The following is a 24677-nucleotide window of genomic DNA, read 5'->3' on the forward strand; positions in this document are numbered from 1 at the left end:
CAGCCGCCGCAGCCGCGTGTGCCGGGGCGGCTCGCTCTCCAGCAGCGAGTTCTGGTGCAGCAGGTTGAACGCGGCGAAGTCCGACGCCGGCTCCCTGTCCCGCCAGAGGCGCCCGGCCGACCGGTCCCGCAGCACCTCCGAGCACGCCGCGTGCGACACCGCGACGGCCAGCCCGAGCCCGTCGTGCCAGTGCACGGGTGCCTGCTGCCGCAACGCGTCGAACACCGGGTAGGGGTCGGCGAGGAACACCGGATCGCGGGGGTCGAACACCATGCGTCCACGTTAGCTGTGCGATGATTCCGGCCGTGCAGCTCGATGTTGTCGCACACCGGGGCGCGTCCGCGCACCGGGCGGAGCACACCGTCGCCGCCTACGCGCTCGCCATCGAACAGGGCGCGGACGGGCTCGAGTGCGACGTCCGTCTCTCCCGCGACGGGCACCTCGTGTGCGTCCACGACCGCACCATCAACCGCACGTCGTCCGGCCGGGGCGTCGTGTCCACGCTGACGTTGGCGCGCCTGTCGGAGCTGGACTACGGCAGCTGGTACCCCGGCCTGCCGGAGAACGCCGACGACCTGGTGCTACGCGCCCCCGACGAGTCCGAACGCGGGGTGCTGACCCTCGAGTCGCTGCTGGACCTGGTGAAGGAGTCCCCGGGCGTCAAGCTGTTCGTGGAGACCAAGCACCCCGTCCGCTACGGCGGCCTGGTCGAGGCCAAGCTGGTGGCGATGCTGCGCCGCTACGGCATGGCCCGACCGAGGTCCAAAGAGGACTCGCAGATCGTGATGATGTCGTTCTCGTCGCGCGCGGTCCGCCGGATCAGGGGGCACACGGACACCCTGCCGACGGTGTTGCTGCTGGAGCAGCTGTCGTTCACCCGCTGGGACGGCACGCTGCCGCCGTACGCCGACTACGCGGGTCCGGGCGTGCACCTCCTGCGATGCGACCCGGACTACGTGGAAAGGGTCAGGTCAGAGGGGCACGAGACGTACGCCTGGACGGTGGACGAGCCCGACGACGTGGCCCTGTGCGCGAAGCTGGGCGTGCGGTTCCTGGCGACCAACTCCCCGGCCACGACCCGCGCTCTGCTGAACCGGTAGCGTCTGGCCCATGGCCAAGCGTTCCGCCGTGAAGAGCAAGAAGCCCGTCGACGGCATCAACCCGCGGCAGGCGTGCCCGTGTGGTTCCGGCAAGCGGTACAAGGCGTGCCACGGCTTGTCCGGCGGCCCGGTCGAGGTACCGGTGGGCCGCCCGTTCGAGGGACTGGCCGGCGAGTGCGAGCTGATCGCCCTGCGTGAGTTCGTCCCGTCGGCGACGGCACCACTCACCCTGACGGTGGACACCGACCGCGTGGTCACCCTGGCGACCGTGCTGCCGATGGCTGCGGCCGGCCTGGTCCGCGCGGACGGCAGCGCCTTCCTGGGCCTGCAGGTCCAGACCCGGTCGAGCGACATCAGCCGGGACCTGGCCCGCGCGCTGCGCTGGATCGTGGACGCCAAGCCGGGCGACGTGCTCCCCGTGGTCGGCCCGGAGACGGCCGCGGAGGACGACCGTGAGCGCCTGCAGGACATGGTCGACGCCCAGGCCGACCTGTCCCCCGAGCTGCACGGCGACTTCTCGTGGTGGCTGCCCGAGGACGAGGAACCGGCGGGCGAGGTGGCCCTGTCCCTCGAACGGGCGAACCAGGCGATCATGCCGACGGAACGCATCGGCCCGGCCGCGTACTGGGTCGACGCGGGGGACCGCGCCCACCTGCGCTGGGTGCGCCCGGAACCGGAGGAGCAGCTGCTGTTCGCCCTGGCCCGCCTGTCGGCCCGCGGGGAACTGGGCCTCGGCGAGGGCTCCCGGTACGCGGGCTCGTTCCGCGCCCACGGCCTGCTCGTGCCGGTGTGGGACCTGGACCGCGAACAGCACGCCCGCGAGTGGACCAAGCCGGCGGAGGAACTGGGCACCCGCCTGGACGAGGCACTCAAGTCCCTGGAGGCAACGCCCCTGACCGGCGAGGAACGCCGCGCCCGCGACGGCCTGATCGGCCGCCAGGTGACAATCCGCTGACCACCCCAGGGGTCTTCGGCTGAGGTCACTCCCAGGACGGCCGCCACGCGGGGTTGAACCGGTGGTAGATCATCTCGTCCGAGAAGCCCGTTTCGCCGGCCGGGAAGGCCTGCGGGAGGGTCGCCACGTGGGTGAAGCCGGCCTTCTCCGCGACGTGGCGGGACGCGTCGTTGGTCGTGCTGATGCCCAGCCCCACCAGGCGCAGGCCAAGGCCGCCCTCGTCCCGGTGGCGGAACGCCCAGTCGACCAGCAGGCCCAGTGCTTCCGTGACCACGCCCCGCCCGCGCCACGACGGGTGCACCGAGTACCCGGCCTCCGCCGACGTCACGTCCATGCCGCCGAGGTTGAACAGCTGGATCTGGCCGATGAACTCGTCGGTGGCGCGGTCGGCGATCGTCCAGTCCACCCGCTCGCCCTTCGCGTTGTACTCGCGGGCGCGGTGGATGACGTGCGCCGTGCTCGGCATCTTGAAGATGCCCGAGTTGCGGCCCGCGTACCGGCGGCTGCTGTCGTCGTTCAGCAGTTCGCCGTAGCGGGGTGCGTCGTCGTCGCGGTGCGGGCGCAGGCGTAGGCGGTCGGACTCCAGTACCGGCGGGACGTGCCACCTGTGCTTGGGCTCCCGGGTGTCGTCCGCGCGCAGGGTGCCGTGCCAGCCGTCGCGGCGCTCGCCGCGGTAGGGCAGGAACCGGGGGATCGTGCCGTGGAACGAGAACCCGTTCGCCCACACCACGCGCCACGACGGCCAGTTGCCGACCTGTGCGTGCCACACCACCACGTCGATGTCCGGTTGCCGGAAACCCCAGTCCAGCAACAGCTTCACGGCACGGCTGCACACACCCTGCCCGCGCACCGCCGGGTGCAGGCCGAACGCGAGTTCCGCGTGGCCGTAAGGCATGGGGCGCAACGAGACCGAACCGGAGAAGCGTCGCTCGCCGTCCGGGTGCGGCGCCTCGATGGCGAGGCAGAGGTCCGTGCGGGTGCGCCAGCCCTCCGGCACGGTCACGCCCACGAAGGTCTCGGCCATCGTGCGGTCGTACGGGGCCGGCACCGACGTCCACGCGATCGACACCGGGTCGACGCACTGCGCGACCACGTCATCCACATCGGACAGTCGATGAGCGCGCAGGGTCACCACGCCGTCACTGAGTACAGGAGCATCCGTCACCACCCCATCCTCGACGACCGCGGCCACACGGCGCAATTGATTAGGCGTGCCTTACCTGAATTGCATTTCATTAGGCTTGCCTAAATGGCGCCGAAATTGATTCCGTTAGCGGTCAGGGGTATTATCGAATTTATGGGCACTCCAGGCACACTCACCAAGTTCCACTCACTGCTGCAGGAGCAGGTGCGGCACGAGTTCACCGCATCACAGCAGTACATCGCCCTTGCCGTGTGGTTCGACGGGCAGGATCTGCCCCAGTTGGCGAAGCACTTCTACCGCCAGTCGCTCGAAGAGCGGAACCACGCGATGATGATCGTGCAATACCTTCTGGACAACGACATCCAGCCGCCCATTCCGGGTGTGGACGAGGTTCGCAACGATTTCGTCGAGGCCGCCGACCTGGTCGCGTTGGCGCTGAAGCAGGAGAAGGCCGTCACGGACGACATCGTCAAGCTGGCCAAGGTCGCCCGCGACGAGGAGGACTACAAGGGCGAGCAGTTCATGCAGTGGTTCCTCAAGGAGCAGGTCGAGGAAGTCGCCCAGATGACCACGCTGCTGAACGTGCTGCGCCGGGCCGGCGGCAACCTCTTCGACGTGGAGAACTTCCTCGCCCGCGAGGCCGTCGGCGACGAGGGTGCCGACCCGCTCGCTCCGCGTGCCGCCGGTGGTGCCGTCTAGGGTCAGCAGGTCGCGTCGGCCAGCTCCAGGGCGACCCCGGTGACCTTGCCGCCGGAGATCAGCAGCCGGAAGACCGCCGCGGCGTTGCCCGGAACCGGGACACGAGCCTCCCCGGTCTCGGTGGCGGCCTGCGTGTCGACGTCCGGGTACACCTCCTCGACCTGGCTCAGTGTCCATCCCGGACCGACGCCCTGCGGTGTCTGCACCGGGTTGGCGGAGATGGACCGCACGGTGTCGGAGATGCGGACGGAGCCGGTGACCCGGTCGTCGGAGATGAGCTGGTAGATGTCGCAGCCGCCGCTGGTGTGCGTGGTGACGCTCCCCAGCATCCCGGTGGCCTGGGCGTCTTCCAGCGTCTGGCCGAGCCTGACCGAACGCAGCCCGGTCGGCCCGATGACCAGGTAGTTGAGATCGGGCGGGCCGGGATCGGTCGTCTTGGTGGGCGTCCGCGGCGGTTTGGGCCGGGTCGTCGTCGTGGTCGTGGTGCCCAGCGGTGGCGCCTGGGCGGTCGCCGCGCTGGGCAGCAGGGTCTCGACTTCGATCGATGGCGCCGCCGGTGGCCGGGTGGTGGTGGAGGTCGCCGGCGGCATGGCGTCCGGCGCGCCACCGGCAGTGAGGAACGCGGCGACGACCACCACGACGACGCCGAGCGCGCCGCTCGCGGTGGCCGCCACGATCCGCCGTCGACGTACCCGGCGAGCGCCGGCCACGATGATCTCGTCGGCGTCCGACCGGACCGCCACGTCCAGCCGGTCACTGTGGAGGAGCGCCCGCAGCTCGTCGTCGAGGTGATCCATCAGGCACCTCCCACCGACGCGCCGAGCCTGCCCCGCAAGGTCGTCATCGCCTTGCTGGCCTGGCTCTTGACGGTGCCGCGGCTGACCCCCAGGACAGCCGCGATCTCCGCCTCGGACATCTCCTCGTAGTAACGCAGGACCATCACCGCACGCTGGCGCGGTGGCAGCCCACGCAGCGCCTCCCACAACGGCTCGTTCTCGAACGGGTCGTCGCGGGGGACGTCGGGTGTGTCGGGGAGGTCGGCGAGGAGGCTCTCCCTCTTCGCCCGCCGCCACCGGCTGACGTGCGTGTTCACCATGGCCTTCCGCGCATAGGCGACGGGGTCCCCGGTCTTGCGCGCGATCGTCTGCCACCGTGCCCCCACCCGCTCGAGCACGGTCTGGACAAGATCCGCCGCGTCGTGCGGGTTGCCCGTCAGCATGTGCCCGTACCTCAGCAACCCCGGCAATGCCTCCTTCACGAACTCGGCGAAGTCCTCCACGGTGGTGGCCCCTCTTCCCCCGTCCAGATGCGTGCCTCCTCCCGTGGTGTCACTCGGCACCACCAGTTGGATACACACATGCGAGACGCCGGAGGTTGCCCGGAAGTTGCTCGGAATCCGTGACGATCACGCGGAACGCGTGAAGTGCCGCGCAGAACCCCCCGCCAGCAGGCGCGATCCGTGAGCGGGATCAGCGGAGTGCGGCGATGGTCGTCCTCGCGGCCTCGGCGAGGAGGCGGTCGTCGCGAGTGGCGTCCTTCTCGCCGCGGGTGGACATGACCGCGATCACGATCGGCGACCCGTCCGGCGGCCACAGGACGGCGATGTCGTTGCGGGTGCCGTACCCGCCGGTCCCGGTCTTGTCGCCGACCACCCAGCCCGCGGGCACGCCGGCGCGGATCGCCGCGTTGCCGGTCGTGTTGTTCCGCAGCCACCCGGTCAGCAGGGTCCGGTCCCCGGCCGGCAGCGCGTCGCCGAGCACGTACTTCCGCAGATCGGCGGCGAACGCCCGCGGTGTGCTGGTGTCGCGGACGTCGCCCGGCGTGCCCTCGCTCAACGCGTCCTCGATCCGGTCCATCTCCGTCACCCGGTCACCGAGCGCACGCAGGTCCTTCTCCAGCCCGTCCGGCCCGCCGAGCTCCGCGAACAGCAGGTTGGCCGCCGTGTTGTCGCTGTACCGGATCGCCGCGTCCATCAGCTCGCGCAGCGTCATCCCGTCGGCCACGTGCCGCTCAGTGATCGGCGAGTTCGCGATGACGTCCGCGCTCGTGTAGGTGACCCGCCGGTCCAGGTCCGCCGGCTCGGTCCTGGCCAGCAGCGCCCCGGCCTGCAACGCCTTGAACGTCGAGCAGAACGGGAACCGCTCGTCCGCCCGGTGCTCGACCACCCGGCCGGACCCGGTGTCGACGGCGAACACCCCGAGCCGCGCGTCGAACCGCGCCTCCAGCCCGCTGAAGTCCGCCGGCACCACCCGGACGGAACTCGTGCTCGGTGCCGGGTCCGACGAAGGAGAAGGAGAGGCCTGACACGCCCCCAGCGCCAGCACGGCCACAACAGTCACGCTCACTCGCTTGAACATGACCCCGACCCTGGCAGTGGGCGGCAATGCTGTCCAAGACACGAAGACCGGCATCAATGCTAGATTCGCATACATGGACGTGGTCGCGGCCTGCAAGGCGTTCGTGGCCGTCAGCGGACACGGCAGCTTCACGGTCGGTGCGGCCGCCGCGCACATCCCGCAGTCCGTCGCCAGCCGCCGGGTGGCCGCGCTCGAGGAACACTTCGGCGCCCGCCTGCTCGACCGGACCTCCCGTAGCGTCACCCTCACCCAGTTCGGCCGCGAGATGCTCCCGTCCGCCCGTCGCCTCGTCGAACTCGCCGAGGCCATGGCCCACGACGCCGAACGCGCCAAGCTCCGCCCCTTCCGGCTCGCCCTGCCCGCGATCTGCACCCCTCGCGACCAGGCCGAACTCGTCGCCGACGGTCGCCGGTACGGCCTGAACCTCGACCCCCACCCGGCCGGTCCCGACGAGCGTGCGGAACTCGTGCGCACGCTGGACGTCCGGGCCGCACTCGTCGCCGTGCCACCCGACGTGGGCACGTGGCGGGTGCCGCTCGGACTCGCCGTCCGTGCCGAGACCCGGGGCGCGACCATCTACCTGCAGACCCTGCGACCAAGCCGCCGTGAGCGGACCGCGCGCAAGCGCCGCGTCTGGCTCCAGCCGGAGGACGACGTGCCCCACATCCGCGACCAGGTCATCCGGCTGCGGGACGCCGTCGGTCTCCAACCGGCTCAGGTGGTCGTCGCGAACTCGCTCGTCACCGCCGCGGCCGAGGTGCTCGGCTCGACCGACCTCCTGCTCTGCTCGCGGGCCCAGGCCGACGAGCTCGGCCTGCACTGGCGGCCGATGGGCGAGCTGTCGCCGGCGCGCGGCTACGAGCTGACGGCCGCCCTGAGGGATGACGCCCAACGCATCCGGACCGCGGTCGACGCGGCGATCGGCCGCTGCCTGGGGGAACCGTGACCCTGCGCGAACTGCGTGAAGCACTGGAGGAGGGCGGCCTGCGCGGCTCGTTCCTCGTCCGCGACCTGGACACCGGCGACGAGCTGGGCATCGACCCGGACGTCGAGTACCCCATCGCGTCGCTGGTCAAGGTGCCGCTCGCGATCGCCACGCTGGAACGCGTCGCACGCGGTGAGCTGGACCCGGCCGCGCCGATCGTCGTACACCCGGAACGGGTCGTCGCGCCGGGGCCGAACGGGCTGAGCAAGTTCCGGCACCCCGCCACGGTCGCACTCGACGACCTGCTCTACCTCGCCGTCGCGATCAGCGACAACGCGGCGGCGGAGGCCCTGTTCGCCCTCACTCCGCCCGCCGAGGTGGTCGCGGAGCTGCGCCGGCTCGGCCTCGACGGCATCGCGGTCCGCCACCCGATGGTCGACATGACCCGGACACCGGCCGAACGGCTCGGCCGCGAGGACGCGCACCTAGCCCACTCGCTGGCCATCATGGCGACCACGGCCGGCCGCGGGCACGCGCTGCCCCAACTCGACGTCAGCCGCGCGAACACCGGCACCGCCAGGGTCTTCGTGACCCTGCTGCAGGCGCTGTGGCGGCCGTCGACGATCCGGCCCGAAGCGGCCGAGCGGGTCCGCGAACTGATGGGCAACGGCGTGATGCGCCAGCGTCTGGCCCCGGACTTCACCTCGGACGCGTCCCGCTGGTCGTCCAAGACCGGCAGCCTGCTCAACCTGCGCCACGAGGTCGGCGTCGTCGAACACGCCAACGGCCAGGCCTTCGCGGTCGCCGCCCTCACCGAGTCCCAGGTGCCCGCGGTGGTCCAACCGGGCGCGGAAGCACTCATGGCACAGGTCGCGCGGGCCTTGCACGACGAGGTCAGAGCGGGGCGCGGGTGATCGGGCAGGACATGCACCGCGGCCCGCCCCGCCCGCTGCCCAGCTCCGAACCGCTGATCCGCAGCACCTCGACGCCCGCGTCCTCCAGACGCTCGTTCGTCTCCACGTTCCGCTCGTAGGCGACCACCACGCCCGGCGCCACGGCCAGCGTGTTGTTGCCGTCGTCCCACTGCTCCCGTTCGGCGGTGACCGGGTCGAGGCCGGTGTCGATCACCCGCAGCCGGTCGATGCCCATGGCCGCCGCGGCCGCCGCCAGGAACGGGACCGGACCCTCGACCAGCACACCCTTGTCGTCGCTCGGCCGCAGCGGGTAGGCGACGAGCGTGTCCCGCACCGCGGGGTACATGACCACGGCGTCGCGGTCGACCATCGTGCAGACGGTGTCCAGGTGCATGGTCGCCCGGTCCTGCACGATCGGCACGGCCAGCACGGTGTGCGCGAGCCCGTCCGCGAACGCCGACCGCGCCAGCGACTCCGCGCCGGCCGGCGTGGTCCGCTCGCCGACGCCGATCGCGAGCACACCCGGCGCGAGCAGGAGGACGTCGCCACCCTCGACCGGCGCCGAGTGCGCGCCGTACGCGCGGCCGGCCGACCGGAACCGCGGGTGGTAGGCGTAGATGAGGTCGAGCAGCGCGGTCTCGCGGTTGCGCGCCGGCATGGCGAGCGACGCGATGGCCACCCTGTTCCCGATCCACACCGACGAGTCCCTGGTGAACAGCAGGTTCGGCAGCGGGTCGACGACGAAGTCGTGCGGGTGGTGCATCCGCCGCACCAGCGAGGCGCCCTCGGCGTCGGGCAGCTCCTCGAAGGTCATGCCGGCCATGAGCACGTGCGCGAGCCCGGCCGGCGTCAGCGTCGACAGGTGCGAGCTGAGGGCGTCGGCCAGCTCGTGCCCGACCCGCCGCCGGTCGACCGCGGTGTCGGCGGCCGCGGCGTGCGCACGCTCGTCACCCAGAGCCGTGACCAGCACGTCCGCGAGCAGCAGCACCTCGACGCCACGCGAGCGGAGCGTCTCGGCGAACGCGTCGTGCTCCTCCTGCGCCCGGTCGACCCACGGGATCGAGTCGAACAGGAGCTGGTCGTTGTTGCGCGGCGTGAGGCGCTTCAGCTCGTCACCCGGCCGGTGCAGGAGCACCGCGCGCAGCGGCCCGACCTCGCTCTCGGCGCGGGGCTGCTCGTGAACGTCGAGATCAGGTGCGGTCACGTTCCGGAGCCTAGTACCGGACTTACTCCATCACGGCCATGTACTCCGCGTCGTCGACCAGCGCCTGATCGTCGGCCAACCCGTTGGGGTAGCCGTTCGGGTAATCCGCGATCCCGAACTGCCACTCCTGGTAACCGGCGAACGGGGAACCATCCGGGCTGACGAGTACCTGTTTCAGGTCCAGCACCGTGGCGTTGTCGTCGTTGATCGCGATGGTGTGGATCTGCTCGTCGGCTGTCCCACTCCAGAAGTAGACACGGACCTCGATCATGTGGCGAACTCCTCAGGCAAACGATTTTCATTGCCCTTGGATTTCATCGTCAGCAGGGTCTGACCACCAGTCCAGGATGTGAAGCATTTCGGCGGGAATTCGTGCCTGATGGGGCGGCTAGCCGAGCTCCGGCGGGAAGCCACCGGTGGCGACCGGGCCCCAGCGGTCGATCGTGACGCGGATCAGGCACTTGCCCTGCTTGAGCATGGCCTTCCGGTACTCGTCCCAGTTCGGGTGCTCGCCGGAGATCACCCGGAAGTACTCGACCAGCGGTTCGAGCGCGTCCGGCAGGTCCAGCACCTCCGCGGTGCCGTCCACCTGCACGTACGCGTCGTTGAACTCGTCGCCGAGGATGAGCACGGACACGCGCGGGTCCCGCTTCGCGTTGCGTGACTTGACCCGTTGCGGATACGTGGCGATCACGATCCGGCCGTCGCCGTCCAACCCGCACGTCACGGGGGAGAGCTGCGGGCCGCCGTCGGACCGCCTGGTCACCAGCACGGCGTGGTGGCGCGGGCGGATGAACTCGTTCAGCGCGTCGCGATCGACCTGGTCTGCGGTTGCGAACTTGGGCACGACCACCACCCTACGACGGCCGGTACCGTGCGGGCGTGATCTGGCTGAACCCGCCGCGTCCCGACACCCCACCGATCGAGAACCGCCGGCAGGTGGTCGTCGAGGTCGTGCTGGTCTTCGTGCTGACGCTGGGCATGTCCGGGCTGCGCAGCCTGCTGTCGCTGGTCGACTCGCTGCTCCAGGAGCAGGCGCTCGCCGAACAGAGCGTGGCGCTGAACGTGTCGCAGGCAACCAACCAGGTGCTCGACTTCCTGCGCCAGCTGCTGTCGGCCACGCAGCTGTTCGCGTGGGGCGCGCTGGGGCTGTACCTGCTGTGGCGCGCCGGCGTCAGGCTGCGGGACATCGGCCTCGACCGGACCCGTCCCGGCCGCGACATCGCGGGTGGGGTCGGCCTCGCGGCACTGATCGGGGTGCCCGGCCTCGGGTTCTACCTGGTCGCGCGGGCGGTCGGCGCGAACCTGACGGTGGTGCCGACCACTCTGGACCACTGGTGGCAGTTCCTGACGCTGCCGCTCTCGGCGTTCGGCAACGCGTGGGCCGAGGAGGTGCTGGTCGTCGGCTACCTGATCACGCGGCTGCGCCAGCTCGGCCTGCGGGAGAACTCGTCGCTGCTGGTCTCGGCCGTGCTGCGGGGCTCGTACCACCTGTACCAGGGGTTCGGCGGGTTCCTCGGCAACGTGGTCATGGGGCTGGTCTTCGGCCGGGTGTGGCAGCGGATGAACCGGCTGTGGCCGCTGGTGCTCGCGCACTTCCTGATCGACTTCGTGGCGTTCGTCGGCTACGCGATTTTGCGAGGTCATGTGGCCTGGCTGCCGTAGTCGGGGTTTGATGAGGTCATGGCCGGCCTCGACGAGTACCGACGCAAGCGGGACCCCGACCGGACCCCGGAGCCCGTGCCGGGCTCGACGGACTCCCCGCCCGAGGGAACGGGCAACAACGACACCTTCGTGATCCAGGAGCACCACGCGACCTCCCTGCACTGGGACGTCCGGCTGGAGCGCGACGGCGTGCTGGTGTCGTTCGCGGTGCCGCGGGGTCTGCCGGACGTGCCTGGTGACATCCGGTTGGCGGTCCACACCGAGGACCACCCGATGGAGTACCTCAACTTCTCCGGCGAGATTCCGAAGGGTGAGTACGGCGGCGGGCGCATGTTCATCTGGGACCGTGGCCGCTACGAGACGGTGAAGTGGTCCGACCGCGAGGTCGCGGTGGTGTTCTCCGGCCAGCGGGCGCAGGGCAAGTACACGTTCTTCCGCAGCGGCAAGGACGAGAAGGACTGGATGGTCCGCCGCTCCGACCCGCCGCTGCGCCGGGACTTCGTCCCGCTGCCGGAGCTCGTGGAGCCGATGCTGGCGTCCCCGGGCACGCTGCCGGACGAGGAGCCGGACTGGTCGTACGAGTTCAAGTGGGACGGCGTCCGCGCACTGGCCCGCGTCGAGGGCGGCCGCCTGCGCCTGCACTCCCGCAAGGGCAACGACATCACGGTGACCTACCCCGAGCTGAAGGAGCTGGGCGAGGAACTGGGCTCGACGCAGGTGTGGCTGGACGGCGAGATCGTGGCGCTCGCCGATGGCCGTCCCAGCTTTCCCGCGCTGCAGCAACGGATGCACGTCAACAACGAGCGGCACGCGCGGAGCCTGTCCAACTCGGTCCCGGTGACGTACCTGATCTTCGACGTGCTGCACCTGGACGGCCGTTCCTGTGTGGACCTGCCGTACGCGGAACGCCGGGAACTGCTGGAGAGCCTGAACCTGAACGGCCCGCACTGGCACGTCTCCCCGTCCTTCGACGAGGGCGCGGCGGTCGTGGCCACGGCCCGCGAGCAGCGGCTGGAAGGGGTGATCGCGAAGCGCCGCTCGTCGAGGTACTACCCCGGCCGGCGGACCGCCGACTGGCTGAAGATCACCGAGGTCCTGACCCTGGAGGTGCTGATCGGCGGCTGGCGCCCCGGCGAGGGTCGAAGGACGGGAGGGATCGGCTCCCTGATGATGGGCGTCCCGACGGACGCGGGGGTGCGGTACGTCGGCCAGGTGGGCACCGGCTTCACCGACGAGGTGCTGGACGCGCTCCTGGAGCGCCTGAAACCGTTGGTGCAGAAGCAGAACCCGTTCACCAACGAGGTCCCCCGCGAACGCGCGAAGGGCGCGACGTGGGTCAGCCCGGAACTGGTGGGCGAGGTCGAGTTCCGCAACTGGACCCCGGACGGCCGATTACGCGCCCCGTCCTGGCGGGGCCTGCGCTCGGACAAGGACGCGGCGGACCTGGAACCGGAGGCGGCCGAGGTGGACGTGGCACCACCGGTCGAGGAGGAGGAACCCGAGGAGCCACCACAGACGAACGTCCTGGTGGACGTGGAGGGCCGCCGCCTGCGCCTGACGAACCTGGACAAGGTCCTGTACCCGGACACGGGCTTCACCAAGGCCCAGGTGATCGACTACTACAGCAGGGTGGCACCGGCCATGTTGCCGCACCTGAAAGACCGCCCGGTCACCCTTCGGCGGTTCCCGGACGGCGTGACGGGCCAACCGTTCTACGAGAAGAACGCGGCCCGCAACGCCCCGGAGTGGATTCGCACGGTCCGCATCGAGACCCCGGGCAGCAGCAAGGGCAACGAGACACTGGACTTCGTGCTGCTCAACGACCTGCCGAGCCTCGTGTGGGCGGCGCACATGGCGGCACTGGAACTGCACATCCCGCAGTGGAAGGTGGACGGGAAGGGCGAGCGCCTGACCCCCGACCTGCTGGTGTTCGACCTGGACCCGGGCGCCCCCGCGACGATCGTGGAGTGCTGCGAGGTGGCACTGAGACTGCGCGAGGTCCTGGCCTCCCACGGCCTGAAGGCGTACGCGAAAACCAGTGGCAGCAAGGGGATGCAGCTGTACGCGCCGATCAGGACGACGGCGGCGGAACGCACCTCGGAGTACGCGAAGGCGGTCGCTGAGCACCTGGCCCGCGAGGACCCGAAACTGATCGTGGCCCGCATGGCGAAGGACCTGCGCCCCGGCAAGATCTTCATCGACTGGAGCCAGAACAACCAGTACAAGACCACGGTCGCCCCGTACTCCCTGCGCGGCCGCCCGACCCCCACGGCCTCGACCCCGATCACCTGGGACGAGGTGGCCAACTGCCGCCACCCGAACGACGTCACCTTCACCGCCAAGGACACCCTGGCCCGCCTGGACGACCACGCGGACCTGCTGAAGCCCCTGCTGGCGAAGAAGCGCCCCCAACTCCCGGAGCTGTGACTCATCCACAGCCGCCCCGACTGTCCACAGCCAAGATCAACAGCCCCGGAATCGTCGGCGCTGCCCGGTAGAATGGACCCGGGGGAGGGCCCCGGCGCGACCAGGTCGAGAACGGGTGTGCGCGTTCGGTTCGGTCGAGCCTCGAACTCAGGTAAACAGATCGCGCGCCGGCGAAGTCTTTAGTAGCGATGGCTGACTACGAGAACTTCGTGCGAGCGCACCTGCCGCGTTTGCTGCGCTACGCGACGATGCTCACCGGCGAGCGGGAGCAGGCCGCTGATCTGGTGCAGGACGTGCTGGTCAAGGTCTACCGCCGCTGGTCCCGCATCAGCGACCTGGACCGCCCGGACCGGTACGTCGTGCGGATGGTCACCAACGGCTACCTGTCCTGGCGGCGCAGCAGGTGGGCACGCCTGATCGCCACGGGTGACCTTCCTGACGAGGTGCGGGCGGACGACTTCGCCTCGGACCACGCGTTGCGCGAGGACATGTGGCAGCGCCTGGGGCGGTTGCCGCGGCGCCAGCGGGCGGTGGTGGTGCTGCGGTACTACGAGCAGTGGGACGACGCCGAGATCGCCGACCTGCTCGGGTGTGCCCAGGCCACCGTGCGCACACACGCCCATCGGGCACTCACGACACTGCGAACCGGCTTGACCGTCGAGAAGATGGCCAAGGTCAAGGAGAGTTGATGAACATCGAGGAACTGCTCACGGACACCTTCACGGCGCACGAACACGTCGCGCCCGACGGCGACAGGGTGCTCGCCGCCGCGCAGCGGCGCATCGACCGCAAGCTGAGCCGGCCACTCGCGGTCGGCGCCGGGGTGGTCGCGCTGACCGTCGCCGCGGCGACGGTCGTGGTGCTGAACCGGCCGGACCCGGGCAACACCCAGGCAGCCGGCCCTACCGACGAGGTCCTGCCCGCCGGCCCGGCGAACGTTGTGCCCCGGCCGATCGCGGACCTGACGATGCCCTACTCCCTCGACTGGTTACCGGCGGGTCAGGTCGACTACCTGTCGCGCCGGATCAACACCGGAGGCTCCGCGGCGGACCCGGACAAGCCGGTCTACGGCGGTGAGTACCTGCTCACCGTCACGGCCAACGGCAAGGTCCTCGACGTCGACGTCCAGGAGATGAAGATGGCGCAGCCGGACGAGGCGGCGTTCAAGTCCGGCCCGGGCAAGCACGTCACCATCGACGGGCGGCCCGCGGTCGAGAGTTCGAACCCCGAAGGTCCGGGCGGCTACGAGCTGTACATGGCGCACCCCGATGGCGGGTCCCTGTACGTGGGCGTGTCCTTCGAGGGCGGCAACACCGGGCAGGCGCAGCAGCTGATCGACATGGGCCACCAGGTCGCGCAGCACATCCGCTTCCCGGGCACGACGACCGTCACCCCGTCGTTCGGCCTGGGCGACCTGCCGAGCGGAACGCAGATGTGCACCTTCAGCGTCTCGGAGAACAGAGGTCCGTTGTCGGCCGGCTCGAACGCGTCCGGCTCGAAGCCCGATACGAGCTACACGCTGGGCACGTGCGCCACCGGGGCGTCGATCGACATCAACACCCGTCCCAAGGAGGACGTGTCCGCCACCCCGGGTCAACCCGTACAGGGCCACAAGACGAGCTACAGCGACGAGCGCGGCTACCACACCCTGTGGATCCACGACGCGGTCGACGGCGCCCCGATCGCCGTCGCCGGCGCCGTGCCGCTGACCGACCTGTACGCCGTCGCCAACGGCCTCGTCCTGCCCTGAGCCGATCCACACACCACGCGGGTCCTCCTCTCCCTCGGGCGAGGAGGACCCGCGTGTTGTCCCGGCACTGGCCGGTCGAAGTCCGAGGGGCATGCCGTTCCCGTCGGACGGCACCGCCTGGACGAGCGCCTAGACCCCGGGCTGGAGCGCCAGGAACGGGCACCCCACCATCCGCCGCAGCTCCTCCGACAGCTCCCGCAACGTGCCGATCGGCCGCGAGAACGCCAGGCGCACGTCGTGGTCGCCGTCGATGCTCTCCACCCGCAACCGCAACCCGTACCGGTCGAGCCCCAGTGGCCGCAGGTGACCGCCCCGCAGCTGTTCCGGCAGGTGCCGGCGCAGCGTGTGCACGACCTCCGTGTGCGACAGGTCGAGGTGCCGCAGCCAGCCGCCCTCCTGGTGGCAGACCGGGTCGGGCTGCGCGGCCGCGAAGGCCGCCGGCGTCACCGGGTGCGTGCCGTCGGCGTCGGCGATCACCATCGACACCGGGGTCAGCCGCAGCAGTGAGGCGCCGTGGCCGAGGTCCAGCAGCCGGGGGTCCGGCCGGACGGCGGCGATCGACAGCGCGACCGTGCGTGCCTCCGGCAGCGGCAGCCGCACGAGCTGACCGGTGATCCACAGCAGGCCCCGCACCGACTCCCGCAGCGGCACCGGCGCGATGTCGACCAGCTCGACCATCGACGTCAGCTCCCCGTCCCACCGCACGAGGTCGTGGTTGGACGGCAGCAGCACCGACACCGCGCCGTCGTCGTGCACGTGGTGCAGCAGCGGCGTCACGCGATCCGCCGGCGCGCTGGTCGGCGGCAGGGACGGCACCGGCGGCAGCAGCGTGGCCGGACCGCGCGCTGCCACGGTCCTGGCGCGTTCGTCCGGGCTGGGCGCCGGGGGTCGGTCGGTCAAGGCTCCACCTCCGCTTGTTAGGCAAGCCTAACTCATGGTGGGCTCCAACGGCCCCTGAGTAGCCTGACCCGGTGACGGTAACCCAGGCCCTCGCCCTCGCGGGCGTCATCCTCCTCAGCGCGATGGCACCCGGCCCCGATTTCCTCGTCGTGCTCCGCTCCGTGCTCTCCAGCGGACGCCGCGCCGGCATGGCCTGTGCCGCCGGTATCGCATGTGGACTGCTGGTGTGGGCGGCCGTCACCTCGGTCGGCATCGCCGGCCTGCTCGCCGCCTCGGCGGTCGCCTTCACGGTCGTCAAGCTGGCCGGTGCCGGCTACCTGGTCTACCTCGGCGTGCGGGCGCTGCTGGCGGCCCGGCGCGGCGGGTACACACAGGAGGCCGAGCCCGCCAAGGCCCGCTCCACCGGCGGCGCGTTCGCCGCCGGTGTCCTCACGAACCTGCTCAACCCCAAGGTCGCCGTCTTCTTCCTCGCCCTGTGGCCGCAGTTCCTGCCCGCACACGCGAGCGTTCTCGACACGGCCGCGCTGGCGGCCGTCGCCGCCGGCACCGCCCTGCTCTGGTTCCTGGTCCTGGCCAACGTCGTGACCGTGCTGCGCCGGTTCCTCACCGCCGCCAAGGTCCGCCGCGCCATCGACGCGGTGACCGGCACGATCCTCATCGCCCTCGGCCTGCGGATCGCCGCCACCTCCTGACCGCCCTCACCTGCTGATCGCGGTCAGCTCCTGATCGCCGTCAGCTCCTGGCCACGCCCAGCGACAGCTGGAAGTTCGCGCGGTAGGTCGTCGCGGCGGCCGGCGCGGTGATGTTGTGGGTCGGCGCGCCGCCGTCCGACCAGCTCGTCCACCGGAACCGCAGGCCGAGAACCAGGTTCTGCGGGCTCGGCGCGCTGATCGTGTTGTTGGAGCCGACGATGACCGTCCGCGTGAACGGCGCGGCCTGCTCGGTCCCGTTGACCACCAGCCGCGCGCCGCTCGGGCTCGACTGGAACGTCAGCACCACGGTGCGCGGGTTGAGCCGCACGGTCTTCGACGTCGAGTGTCCGTCCGAGTCGGTCGCGGTCAACGTCAGGTCCAGATAGGACGGGTACTCGTGGTCGGGTGCGGTGAAGCTGCCCGAGCTGACGCCGGTCCAGCTCTGCACGTTGTGCGCGTGGCAGTTCGTCGAGGACGTGCAGTGCTGCAGCGTCAGCTGCCAGGTGAACGCGGACGGCGGCAGCGGCCCGTCCTGCGCGTCGGCGGCCCGACCCGCGAACGGGATGGTCTCCCCGACGCTCCACGGTGTCGACGCGGTGGGGTTGTCGATGGTCACCACCGGCGCGTTGCTCGGCGGGTTGCCGACGGTCACGGGCACGGACGTCGTCGCCGACTGTCCAACCGGGTCGGTCACCCGCAGTCCGACGTTCACGACACCCTGCGCGACGTAGGTGTAGGTCGGGTTCACGATCGTGGCGTCGTCGTACGCGCCGTCACCGTCGAGGTCCCAGGCGTAGGTGAGCGCACCGCCCTCCGGGTCCGACGAGGTCGAGCCGTTGAACTGCGCGGTCAGCGGCGCCGCCCCGGACGAGGGAGTCGCGGTGGCACGGGCGGTCGGCGGCTGGTTGGGCGGGTAGCTGATCCGGCGCAGCTCGCCGGAGCCGAGCGCCACGTAGTAGAGGTCGCCGCCGGGCCCGATCAGCAGCTGCACCGGTGTGTTCGCCCCGGTGACCAGCGGCGTGGTGGTGGCGGGGTCGGGCTGTCCGTTCGCGCCGCGCCGCATGGCCCAGATGCAGCCCCGCGAGCTGTCGCTGAAGAACAGCGCGCCGTCGTAGGCGGCCGGGTAGTTGCTGGTGGTCTCGAACGCGATGCCGCTGATCGACGAGCCGCCGGTCGGGCAGCCGTCGTTCGCCACCACCGAGGCGGTGTGGTTGTAGGTGTAGTACGGCGCGGTCTGCCCGGTCCCGTAGAGCGACTCGCAGAGGTTCAGGTTCGCGCCGTCGTAGCCGGACTGCTTGGCGGCGCCCTCGTAACAGGGCCAGCCGAAGTTCTCGGCGACGTTGTCGGTGGCGTTGGGGATCCGGTCGATCTCCTCCCACGTGTTCCAGCCGACGTCACCGGCCCACAGCTCGTTGGTGCCGGGCCGGAACGCGAACCGGAACTGGTTGCGGAAGCCGTAGGCGATGATCCGCCGCGCGTTGGCGTTCGGGCTGCTCGCGAACGGGTTGCCCGGCATGGGCGCGCCGGTGTCCGGGTTGATCCGCGAGATGGCGCCGTTGAGTACCACCGGCTCGCCGGCCGGCCGCCGCACGGACTGCGACCGCAGCGCGCCACCCCGCGCGTCCGGCGGCGCGAGGTTCGTCCCGGCCGCGCCCGGCGGGTCCGCGCAGGGGTTGCCGCGCTGGCCCCAGTCGGCGTAGTTGAAGCTCGCGCCGTCCCCGCCGCCGACGTACAGCGCGCCGTCCGGCCCGAACGCCACCGTGCCGATGGAGTGCGAGGGGAACTGCTGGCACCAGTCCGTGAGCAGCACCTGCTCCCCACCGGTCGCGACGCCGTCCGCGCCGATCGTCAGCCGGGACAGGCGCCCGGTGACGAGGCAGCCGTCCTCGGTCCCACCAGGCGGGCTGGGGCAGGTGTCACCCCATTGAGGCGCGGTGCCACCCGGCAGGGCGTCGTAGGTGTACAGGACGTACAGGTACGGCCGGGTCGGGAACTGGGGGTCGAGCGCCATGCCGAGCAGGCCGCGGTCCCAGTAGTCCTGGGTCTGCGCGCGCAGGTCCGCGGTGACGGTCGCGGTGCTGTCGGCCAGCGAGTCGAACGTCTTGACCAACCCGCTCTTCTCGCTGACGAACACCCGCCCGCCGGGCGCGAACACGGCGTTGGTGGGGGAGACGAGCCCACTGATCACCGCGGTGTCGGTGAACCCGGTCGGCACCGCGGCAGCGGCGAGGGGGGCCGGTAAGACCGACAGAGCACCGGTCATCAGGACAGCAGCCAGCAGCACGCGCACGAGGGACCCCCGGATTCGGGCGATGAGGTTGTCCGGAACGTCGGCGGACCGGCCCCTCCTGTTTCACCCGAAAGTGGATCTGCGACCGCCTGGCCCCCTCGCGTTGAGCTATTTGGCCGGGCCGCGCCCCGACCACGTCCACGCGTAGGCCGGGTCCTCGCAGTCCGCCGCCGCCTCGCCCATCTCCAGCGGGCGGAACGTGTCGACCATGACCGCGGTCTCGTCGAAGTAGTCCACGCCCAGCGCGGCCTCCGGCGCGCCCGGCTGCGGCCCGTGGGTAAACCCGGACGGGTGCAGCGACAGCGACCCCAGCCCGATCCCCGAGCCCTTCCGTGCCTCGTAGTTGCCGCCGACGTAGAACATCAACTCGTCGGAGTCGACGTTCGCGTGGTTGTACGGCACGGGGATCGCGAGTGGGTGGTAGTCGACCTTGCGCGGGCAGAACGAGCACACCACGAAGTTCGGCCCCTCGAACGTCTGGTGCACCGGCGGCGGCTGGTGCACGCGGCCGGTGATCGGCTCGAAGTCGCGGATGTTGAACGCCCACGGGTACAGGCAGCCGTCCCAGCCGACGACATCGAACGGGTGGTTGGCGTAGGTGAACCGCGTCAGGCCCGCGCGGTGCCGGACCAGCACGGGCACGTCGGTGCCGTCGGCCTGGCACGGCTCGCCGGGCCCGCGCTGGTCGCGCTCGCAGTACGGCGCGTGCTCCAGGAACTGGCCCTTCGTCGACAGGTACCGCTTGGGCGGTCCGATGTGCCCCGTCGCCTCGATGATGTACAGCCGCGTCTCGCCGTGGGGGAGCACGCGGTAGGTCGTGGAGGTCGGCAGGACGATGTAGTCACCGTCGGTCACCTCCAGTACCCCGTAGATCGTCTCGATCGTGGCGGCGCCGGTCTGGACGTAGATCAGCTCGTCACCGGCGGCGTTGCGGTACAGGGGACTGGGCGCGGTGGCGATGGCGAACGCGATGGTCAGGTCGCTGTTGCCGAACAGCGTGCGCCGGCCGGTGACCGCGTCGACCTCGTGCCGCGCCTCCGACTTGAGGTCCTGGGTCCGGAAGTGCCGGGGCATCAGCGGGTGGTTGGGCGTGAGCGTGCCGCGGTGGTCCTCGACGACCTCGGCGTTGACGATCGCCGTCGGCAGGAACCGGTGGTAGAGGAGGGCGGAGTCCGAGGAGAAGCCCTCGACGCCCATCAACTCTTCGGCGTACAGCGACCCGTCCGGCGAGCGGAACTGCGTGTGCCTTTTCCGGGGGATCTCCCCGACGCGGCGGTAGTAAGGCATGCCCTATCCCGTGTTCGATAGTCGGACATCTTTGTTCAGTTGCTGATACGCTACTAGCGTGTCAGCCGTGTCAAGCGCCGCACCCGAGCCCGCCTCCGCTCAACGAGACGTGCCCTCCCTGCTCGCCCGCCTCATCGACGACGCCGCGTTGTTCCCGCCATGCAACGCGGCCGTACCCGAAGCGATCAAACTGCACCTGGCGAGCAGATCGGGCGACTACGCCGATGTGCTGGGACTTTTCCTCTGTCCGGCCTCCCGTCTACCCGAACTGATCACCGAGTTGATCAAGGTGAAGCCGGGTAAGCCGGTGGAGCTGTCACTCGTCATCGACACCGGTCTCGGGGGTGTGCCGAAGGCCCTGTCGATCGTCGAGTCGCGGGCCGAGCTGCTCGCGCTGCGCATGGTGGAGATGCCCGCACCGTCGGATGTCGACGAGGTGTGGCTGGAGCGAGTCTCGGAATTCGTGCCCGAAGATGTGATCCGCGTCATAGAGCCGCGGCGCGGCGGCGCGGGATGGCTCGACGGCATCCAGCGCGTGATCGAGCACGGCAGCTGGCCGAAGATCCGGTGCGGCGGGGTGTCCGCGCAGAACTTCCCGAGTGTGGAGGAGGTCGCCGACTTCCTCGCCGTGATCAACAACGGCGGCGCGTCCTTCAAGGCGACCGCCGGTCTGCACAACGCGGTCCGGCACACCGACGCGGAGACCGGCTTCACCCACCACGGCTTCCTGAACCTCCTGCTCGCCACCGCCCGCCTGCTGGCCGGCGCGGACGTCGCCGACGTGCGTGCCGCGCTCGAGCTGACCGACGGCACGGCGCTCGCGGCGGAGGCCCAGAACCTGACCGAGCACGAGGCGCTGTCCGTGCGCGGCGTGTTCGCGTCCTACGGCTCCTGCTCGCTGACCGACCCGGTCAAGGACCTCCAGGGACTAGGACTGCTGTGAGCGTGTGGGTGCGCGACCCGGCGTTCGCCCGCGACCAGCCGTTCGGTCCGCAGACGCTGCCGTATGGCGTGGTCGACGCGGGTGACGGGCCGCGGGTGGCCGTCCGGCTGGGCGACCACGCGCTGGTACTGACGTCGGTCGCGCACTCGCTCGGCGACCTGGCCACGCTGGTGTCCGCGTCGTCGCTGGACCCGCTGCTGGCGGCGACGAGGGCGGACTGGAGCGCACTGCGGGCCAGGCTGGTCTCGCTGGTCTCGCCGGGATCCACCGCGCCCGCCGGCGCCCAGCTGGTGCCGCTGTCGGACGTGCGGATGTCCCTGCCGTTCACCGTCGGTGACTACGTGGACTTCTACTCGTCGCGGTACCACGCGGAGAACGTCGGCCGGATCATGCGGCCCGACTCCGACCCGCTGCTGCCGAACTGGACGCACCTGCCCGTGGGCTACCACGGCCGCTCGGGCACGGTCGTGGTGTCGGGCACGCCGGTGGAGCGCCCGCACGGCCAGCGCAAGGGTTCCCCGGTGCCGAAGTTCGGCCCGTCGGGCCGGCTGGACATCGAGGCGGAGGTCGGGTTCGTGTGCGGCGGCCCGGTCGCCCGCCGTGTGCCCACGAGGTCGGCGGCCGAGCACATCTTCGGCGTGGTGCTGCTGAACGACTGGTCCGCGCGGGACATCCAGGGCTGGGAGTACCAGCCGCTGGGCCCCTTCCTCGGCAAGTCGTTCGCGACGTCCATCTCGGCATGGGTGACCCCGCTGGACGCGCTCGCGACCGCCCGCATCGCGGTCCCGGACGTCGGCCACCCACGGCTGCCGTACCTGGCGGAGGACGCGCCGTGGGGCCTGGACCTGCGGCTGGCCATCGAGTGGAACGGCACGGTGGTGTCCCGGCCGCAGTTCGCGCACATGTCGTACTCGTGCGCCCAGCAGCTGGCCCACATGACGGTGAACGGCGCGACCGTGCGGCCGGGTGACCTGTTCGCGTCGGGCACGGTCTCGGGCCCGGAGCGGACCCAGCGCGGCTGCTTCCTGGAGCTGTCGTGGGGCGGCCGCGAAGAGATCGCGCTGTCCGACGGCGAGACGAGGACGTTCCTGGAGGACGGCGACGAGGTGGTCATCAGAGCGACGGCCCCGGGCGAGGACGGCTCGGTCGTGGGCATCGCGCCGGTGGCGGGCACCGTGCTCCCGGCAGTGGACCTCTGACGTGGCCCGCCCGATCCGCCCCATCCAGCCCTCGTCGGCACGGCCGTCATCCACGGCGGCCGGCCGGGAAAGCTCACTGACCCTGGAACGCGGCCTGGCCCTGCTGCAGGCCGTGGCCGACTCGGAGTCGGAGGCCCCGACGATCAGCGACCTGGCCACGGCGATCGGCGCGTCCCGTGCGGCGGTGTACCGGCTGCTGGTGCCGCTGCAGGACCGCGGCCTGGTCCGCCGCGACGGCTCGAAGGTCCGCCTGGGCCTGGGCCTGCTGCGCCTGGCCGCCCGGGTGACCCCCCAACTGCGCCTGGCCGCCCTCCCGGCGCTGCGCGAGCTGGCGGAGTCGGTGGGGGCGACGTCCCACCTGACCGTGGCCGACGGGGAGGAGGCCCAGGCCATCGCGGTCATAGAACCGTCCTGGACGACCTACCACGTGGCGTACCGGGTGGGGACCCGTCACCCGCTGTCCCGCGGCGCCGCCGGCAAGGCCATCGGCCTCCGCGAGGAGAACCCCGGCTGGCTGGCCACCACGGGCGAACTCCAGTCCGGCGCCTCCGGCATAGCGGCCCCGGTCCGCGGCGTCCCGGGCCTGCGCGCCAGCGTCGGCGTGATCAGCTTCCAGTCCCTGGACGGCGAGATGGTGGGCCCCCAGGTCCTGACCGCCGCCACCGCGGTGGCGGCGGCCCTGCGCTGACCCGGGGTCACACCGGTCGGCGAACCAGCGCCCGTCGCAACGCCTGTCGAGCACGCTCGACCCGCCGCGCCTCGTACGCGATGGGGAAGTACCGCAACCGTTCCGGTAGCAACGGCAGCACCCGGCCGACCACGGAACCCAGTGCCCGCAACGCCCGCTCGTCGCGGTCCGTCCACGTCAGACCGAGGATCTCCCGGGCCTTCGCGGGTAGCGTCCCGACCGTCACGAAGTACTGCACCCGTCCCGGCACGTCCATGGCGATCCGCCACAGTGGACGCAGGGCGCGAGGCATGGCCGGCGGCGGGGGAACCCGGCGCGTTCCGGCCAGGAAGTCGTACGCCGTCGGGTGTGCCACGAGCGTGTGGTCGACCATGTCGTCGAAGTACTTGCGGTACGCGTCGTAGGTCGGCGGGATCTCCTTCTCCGCCACGTGCAGGTTCCGCGCCAGCTGCACGAGCTCCGCGTAGAACGCCTCGGCGTCGGCGGGGGAGAACGCTCGCCGCGAGAAGTACCGCGCGCCCGTCTCGTACGCGTACGGCGCGGTCAGGATGATCCACGCCCACGGTCCGGACGCCAGTGCCTTGTGCGTCACGCCGTCCACGGTGGACTTCAGTGGTGCGTGCAGCACTCGCAGCCGATCGGCTTCGGTCAGTGCCTCCTCGCCGCCGTACACCCAGGTCATCACCGAGGCGATGGACCGCCGCGCGCGGCCGATCGCGTCCGTCCGGAACACGGAGTGCTCACCGACGACCGCCCCGACCGCCGGGTGCATCACCTGCAACGCGAACGCGGCCGCGGCGGTCAGCGAGAACGTGACCAGCCCGGTCTCGTCCCACAACCGCGTCCCCGGCTCGATCGGCTGGCGCATGCCCCGCTCCCTTCTGGTGAAGGCCGTCACCAGATAACCTAGGTTCTCATGCGGACGTACGGCGGCGCCAGCCCCGCGGAGCGCAGGGCGAAGCGCCGCGCCGCCCTGTGCGAGGCCGCCCTGGGCCTGCTGGCCGAGGGCGGGTGGGAGCGCGTCACCGTCCGCGGTGTCTGCACGCGGGCCCGGCTCAACGACCGCTACTTCTACGAGAGCTTCCGCGACCCCGAGGCCCTAGTGCTCGCCGTCCGTGAGCAGGTCACGGCCCAGGTGTTCGAAACCGTCACCGAGACCATCAGGAACACCGAGCCGGACCCGGACGTGCGCGTGCGGGCGGTGGTGGCGGCGGTCATCGACTTCTTCACGGTCGACCCGCGCCGCGGCCACCTGCTGCTTCAGTCGCAGGCCACCGACGAGCTGCGCCGCGCCCGCCAGGCCACCGTCCGCGTCATGGCCCGGCTCGTGGCCGAACAGGGCGTCGTCATGCTCGGCGACGAGGCCCCGCCGGAACGCGACCGCGAACTGGCCGCGCTCACCCTCGTCCACGGCACGCTGGAGCTGTTCGCCAGCTGGCTGCGCGGTGAGCTGGACGTCACCCGTGAACACCTCACCGACTTCCTCGTCGCCATGGTCCGCACCACCGGCGGCCTCCGATGAGGGATTCAGCTACTCC

At 71.0% G+C, this 24677-nt stretch carries 25 protein-coding genes and 1 pseudogene; 14 read left to right on the forward strand and 12 right to left on the reverse strand.

The window, feature by feature from the left end; all coding sequences use genetic code 11:
• Positions 1–270 (reverse strand): annotated as a pseudogene (locus ACJ73U_RS13490) (cytochrome P450); the annotation flags it as partial.
• Positions 271–305: 35 nt separating this feature from the next.
• On the opposite strand from ACJ73U_RS13490, the gene ACJ73U_RS13495 reads away from it, so the two are divergent.
• Together ACJ73U_RS13495 and ACJ73U_RS13500 are read left to right on the forward strand one after the other, a co-directional pair.
• Positions 306–1100, forward strand: a complete 795-nt coding sequence (locus tag ACJ73U_RS13495; RefSeq protein WP_407777935.1) for a glycerophosphodiester phosphodiesterase — start codon at positions 306–308, stop codon at positions 1098–1100.
• 10 nt (positions 1101–1110) lie between these two features.
• Entirely contained in the window at positions 1111–2055 is a 945-nt protein-coding gene (locus ACJ73U_RS13500) for a DUF5926 family protein (protein WP_407777936.1), read from the forward strand.
• A 25-nt stretch (positions 2056–2080) separates the two neighbouring features.
• Here ACJ73U_RS13500 and ACJ73U_RS13505 read toward each other — a convergent pair whose 3' ends face one another.
• A complete protein-coding gene (locus ACJ73U_RS13505; protein WP_407777937.1) occupies positions 2081–3220 on the reverse strand; it encodes a GNAT family N-acetyltransferase in 1140 nt (379 codons plus the stop codon).
• A 132-nt stretch (positions 3221–3352) separates the two neighbouring features.
• Between ACJ73U_RS13505 and ACJ73U_RS13510 the strand changes: the two genes are divergently transcribed.
• The gene (locus ACJ73U_RS13510; RefSeq protein ID WP_407777970.1) at positions 3353–3898 is read left to right on the forward strand and encodes a ferritin; all 546 of its coding nucleotides are present in this window, start codon (positions 3353–3355) and stop codon (positions 3896–3898) included.
• A gap of 2 nt (positions 3899–3900) precedes the next feature.
• Here the strand turns inward: ACJ73U_RS13510 and ACJ73U_RS13515 are convergent, their stop codons facing one another.
• From ACJ73U_RS13515 to bla, 3 genes are all read right to left on the reverse strand, one after another.
• The gene (locus ACJ73U_RS13515) at positions 3901–4695 is read right to left on the reverse strand and encodes a hypothetical protein (protein WP_407777938.1); all 795 of its coding nucleotides are present in this window, start codon (positions 4693–4695) and stop codon (positions 3901–3903) included.
• A complete protein-coding gene (locus tag ACJ73U_RS13520; RefSeq protein ID WP_407777971.1) occupies positions 4695–5204 on the reverse strand; it encodes a SigE family RNA polymerase sigma factor in 510 nt (169 codons plus the stop codon). Before ACJ73U_RS13520 ends, ACJ73U_RS13515 begins: the two co-directional genes overlap by 1 nt.
• A gap of 163 nt (positions 5205–5367) precedes the next feature.
• Positions 5368–6255: a class A beta-lactamase gene (gene bla / locus ACJ73U_RS13525; protein WP_407777939.1), complete on the reverse strand. Its 888-nt coding sequence runs from the start codon at positions 6253–6255 to the stop codon at positions 5368–5370.
• Between the two features lie 73 nt (positions 6256–6328).
• Here bla and ACJ73U_RS13530 point away from each other — a divergent pair, with 73 nt between their 5' ends.
• Positions 6329–7201: a LysR family transcriptional regulator gene (locus ACJ73U_RS13530; RefSeq protein ID WP_407777940.1), complete on the forward strand. Its 873-nt coding sequence runs from the start codon at positions 6329–6331 to the stop codon at positions 7199–7201.
• A complete protein-coding gene (locus ACJ73U_RS13535; RefSeq protein ID WP_407777941.1) occupies positions 7198–8094 on the forward strand; it encodes a serine hydrolase in 897 nt (298 codons plus the stop codon). The genes ACJ73U_RS13530 and ACJ73U_RS13535 overlap by 4 nt, the downstream gene beginning before the upstream one ends.
• On the opposite strand, the gene ACJ73U_RS13540 is transcribed toward ACJ73U_RS13535, so the two are convergent.
• The 3 genes from ACJ73U_RS13540 to ACJ73U_RS13550 form a co-directional block, all read right to left on the reverse strand.
• A complete protein-coding gene (locus tag ACJ73U_RS13540) occupies positions 8075–9298 on the reverse strand; it encodes an arginine deiminase (RefSeq protein WP_407777942.1) in 1224 nt (407 codons plus the stop codon). The genes ACJ73U_RS13535 and ACJ73U_RS13540 overlap by 20 nt on opposite strands.
• A gap of 22 nt (positions 9299–9320) precedes the next feature.
• Positions 9321–9569, reverse strand: a complete 249-nt coding sequence (locus ACJ73U_RS13545) for a hypothetical protein (RefSeq protein ID WP_407777943.1) — start codon at positions 9567–9569, stop codon at positions 9321–9323.
• A 117-nt stretch (positions 9570–9686) separates the two neighbouring features.
• Positions 9687–10145 carry a PPOX class F420-dependent oxidoreductase gene (locus ACJ73U_RS13550; RefSeq protein WP_407777944.1) on the reverse strand — a complete coding sequence of 153 codons (459 nt, stop codon included), beginning with the start codon at positions 10143–10145 and terminating at the stop codon, positions 9687–9689.
• Positions 10146–10180: 35 nt separating this feature from the next.
• On the opposite strand from ACJ73U_RS13550, the gene ACJ73U_RS13555 reads away from it, so the two are divergent.
• The 4 genes from ACJ73U_RS13555 (at position 10181) to ACJ73U_RS13570 (ending at position 15140) form a co-directional block, all read left to right on the forward strand.
• A complete protein-coding gene (locus ACJ73U_RS13555) occupies positions 10181–10963 on the forward strand; it encodes a CPBP family intramembrane glutamic endopeptidase (RefSeq protein WP_407777945.1) in 783 nt (260 codons plus the stop codon).
• Positions 10964–10981: 18 nt separating this feature from the next.
• Complete coding sequence (ligD, locus tag ACJ73U_RS13560) at positions 10982–13390, forward strand: DNA ligase D (RefSeq protein WP_407777946.1); 2409 nt, start codon at positions 10982–10984, stop codon at positions 13388–13390.
• A 188-nt stretch (positions 13391–13578) separates the two neighbouring features.
• Positions 13579–14079 (forward strand): SigE family RNA polymerase sigma factor, encoded by a 501-nt coding sequence (locus tag ACJ73U_RS13565; RefSeq protein ID WP_407777947.1) that lies wholly within the window; start codon positions 13579–13581, stop codon positions 14077–14079.
• Positions 14079–15140 (forward strand): hypothetical protein, encoded by a 1062-nt coding sequence (locus tag ACJ73U_RS13570; RefSeq protein WP_407777948.1) that lies wholly within the window; start codon positions 14079–14081, stop codon positions 15138–15140. Before ACJ73U_RS13565 ends, ACJ73U_RS13570 begins: the two co-directional genes overlap by 1 nt.
• A 129-nt stretch (positions 15141–15269) precedes the next feature.
• Here the strand turns inward: ACJ73U_RS13570 and ACJ73U_RS13575 are convergent, their stop codons facing one another.
• Positions 15270–16040 (reverse strand): DUF2470 domain-containing protein, encoded by a 771-nt coding sequence (locus tag ACJ73U_RS13575; RefSeq protein ID WP_407777949.1) that lies wholly within the window; start codon positions 16038–16040, stop codon positions 15270–15272.
• A 71-nt stretch (positions 16041–16111) separates the two neighbouring features.
• Between ACJ73U_RS13575 and ACJ73U_RS13580 the strand changes: the two genes are divergently transcribed.
• Positions 16112–16732: a LysE family translocator gene (locus ACJ73U_RS13580; protein WP_407777950.1), complete on the forward strand. Its 621-nt coding sequence runs from the start codon at positions 16112–16114 to the stop codon at positions 16730–16732.
• A gap of 40 nt (positions 16733–16772) precedes the next feature.
• On the opposite strand, the gene ACJ73U_RS13585 is transcribed toward ACJ73U_RS13580, so the two are convergent.
• Together ACJ73U_RS13585 and ACJ73U_RS13590 are read right to left on the reverse strand one after the other, a co-directional pair.
• Positions 16773–18995 (reverse strand): PQQ-dependent sugar dehydrogenase, encoded by a 2223-nt coding sequence (locus ACJ73U_RS13585; protein WP_407777951.1) that lies wholly within the window; start codon positions 18993–18995, stop codon positions 16773–16775.
• Positions 18996–19130: 135 nt separating this feature from the next.
• Positions 19131–20309 carry a homogentisate 1,2-dioxygenase gene (locus ACJ73U_RS13590; protein ID WP_407777952.1) on the reverse strand — a complete coding sequence of 393 codons (1179 nt, stop codon included), beginning with the start codon at positions 20307–20309 and terminating at the stop codon, positions 19131–19133.
• Positions 20310–20376: 67 nt separating this feature from the next.
• Here ACJ73U_RS13590 and ACJ73U_RS13595 point away from each other — a divergent pair, with 67 nt between their 5' ends.
• The 3 genes from ACJ73U_RS13595 to ACJ73U_RS13605 are packed head-to-tail and all read left to right on the forward strand — an operon-like array spanning position 20377 to position 23139.
• The gene (locus ACJ73U_RS13595) at positions 20377–21252 is read left to right on the forward strand and encodes a hypothetical protein (RefSeq protein ID WP_407777972.1); all 876 of its coding nucleotides are present in this window, start codon (positions 20377–20379) and stop codon (positions 21250–21252) included.
• Positions 21249–22451 carry a fumarylacetoacetase gene (gene fahA / locus ACJ73U_RS13600; RefSeq protein WP_407777953.1) on the forward strand — a complete coding sequence of 401 codons (1203 nt, stop codon included), beginning with the start codon at positions 21249–21251 and terminating at the stop codon, positions 22449–22451. The genes ACJ73U_RS13595 and fahA overlap by 4 nt, the downstream gene beginning before the upstream one ends.
• A 22-nt stretch (positions 22452–22473) precedes the next feature.
• Positions 22474–23139: a helix-turn-helix domain-containing protein gene (locus tag ACJ73U_RS13605; RefSeq protein ID WP_407777973.1), complete on the forward strand. Its 666-nt coding sequence runs from the start codon at positions 22474–22476 to the stop codon at positions 23137–23139.
• Between the two features lie 7 nt (positions 23140–23146).
• On the opposite strand, the gene ACJ73U_RS13610 is transcribed toward ACJ73U_RS13605, so the two are convergent.
• Positions 23147–24007, reverse strand: coding sequence for an oxygenase MpaB family protein (locus ACJ73U_RS13610; protein WP_407777954.1), 861 nt, complete (start codon positions 24005–24007; stop codon positions 23147–23149).
• 48 nt (positions 24008–24055) lie between these two features.
• Between ACJ73U_RS13610 and ACJ73U_RS13615 the strand changes: the two genes are divergently transcribed.
• A complete protein-coding gene (locus tag ACJ73U_RS13615) occupies positions 24056–24661 on the forward strand; it encodes a TetR/AcrR family transcriptional regulator (RefSeq protein ID WP_407777955.1) in 606 nt (201 codons plus the stop codon).
• Positions 24662–24677 lie beyond the last annotated feature (16 nt).

The sequence above is a fragment of the Actinophytocola sp. genome, assembly GCF_045807065.1.
In the GTDB taxonomy this organism is placed as follows: domain Bacteria; phylum Actinomycetota; class Actinomycetes; order Mycobacteriales; family Pseudonocardiaceae; genus Actinophytocola.

Bases quoted from the DNA above. Each gene is read 5' to 3' on its own strand.
- ligD (WP_407777946.1), top strand. From the start codon at position 10,982: ATGGCCGGCCTCGACGAGTACCGACGCAAGCGGGACCCCGACCGGACC.
- ACJ73U_RS13545 (WP_407777943.1), bottom strand. From the start codon at position 9,569: ATGATCGAGGTCCGTGTCTACTTCTGGAGTGGGACAGCCGACGAGCAG.
- bla (WP_407777939.1), bottom strand. From the start codon at position 6,255: ATGTTCAAGCGAGTGAGCGTGACTGTTGTGGCCGTGCTGGCGCTGGGG.
- ACJ73U_RS13570 (WP_407777948.1), top strand. From the start codon at position 14,079: ATGAACATCGAGGAACTGCTCACGGACACCTTCACGGCGCACGAACAC.
- ACJ73U_RS13510 (WP_407777970.1), top strand. From the start codon at position 3,353: ATGGGCACTCCAGGCACACTCACCAAGTTCCACTCACTGCTGCAGGAG.
- ACJ73U_RS13530 (WP_407777940.1), top strand. From the start codon at position 6,329: ATGGACGTGGTCGCGGCCTGCAAGGCGTTCGTGGCCGTCAGCGGACAC.
- ACJ73U_RS13500 (WP_407777936.1), top strand. From the start codon at position 1,111: ATGGCCAAGCGTTCCGCCGTGAAGAGCAAGAAGCCCGTCGACGGCATC.
- ACJ73U_RS13585 (WP_407777951.1), bottom strand. From the start codon at position 18,995: ATGACCGGTGCTCTGTCGGTCTTACCGGCCCCCCTCGCCGCTGCCGCG.
- ACJ73U_RS13615 (WP_407777955.1), top strand. From the start codon at position 24,056: ATGCGGACGTACGGCGGCGCCAGCCCCGCGGAGCGCAGGGCGAAGCGC.
- ACJ73U_RS13565 (WP_407777947.1), top strand. From the start codon at position 13,579: ATGGCTGACTACGAGAACTTCGTGCGAGCGCACCTGCCGCGTTTGCTG.
- ACJ73U_RS13515 (WP_407777938.1), bottom strand. From the start codon at position 4,695: ATGGATCACCTCGACGACGAGCTGCGGGCGCTCCTCCACAGTGACCGG.
- ACJ73U_RS13590 (WP_407777952.1), bottom strand. From the start codon at position 20,309: ATGCCTTACTACCGCCGCGTCGGGGAGATCCCCCGGAAAAGGCACACG.
- ACJ73U_RS13610 (WP_407777954.1), bottom strand. From the start codon at position 24,007: ATGCGCCAGCCGATCGAGCCGGGGACGCGGTTGTGGGACGAGACCGGG.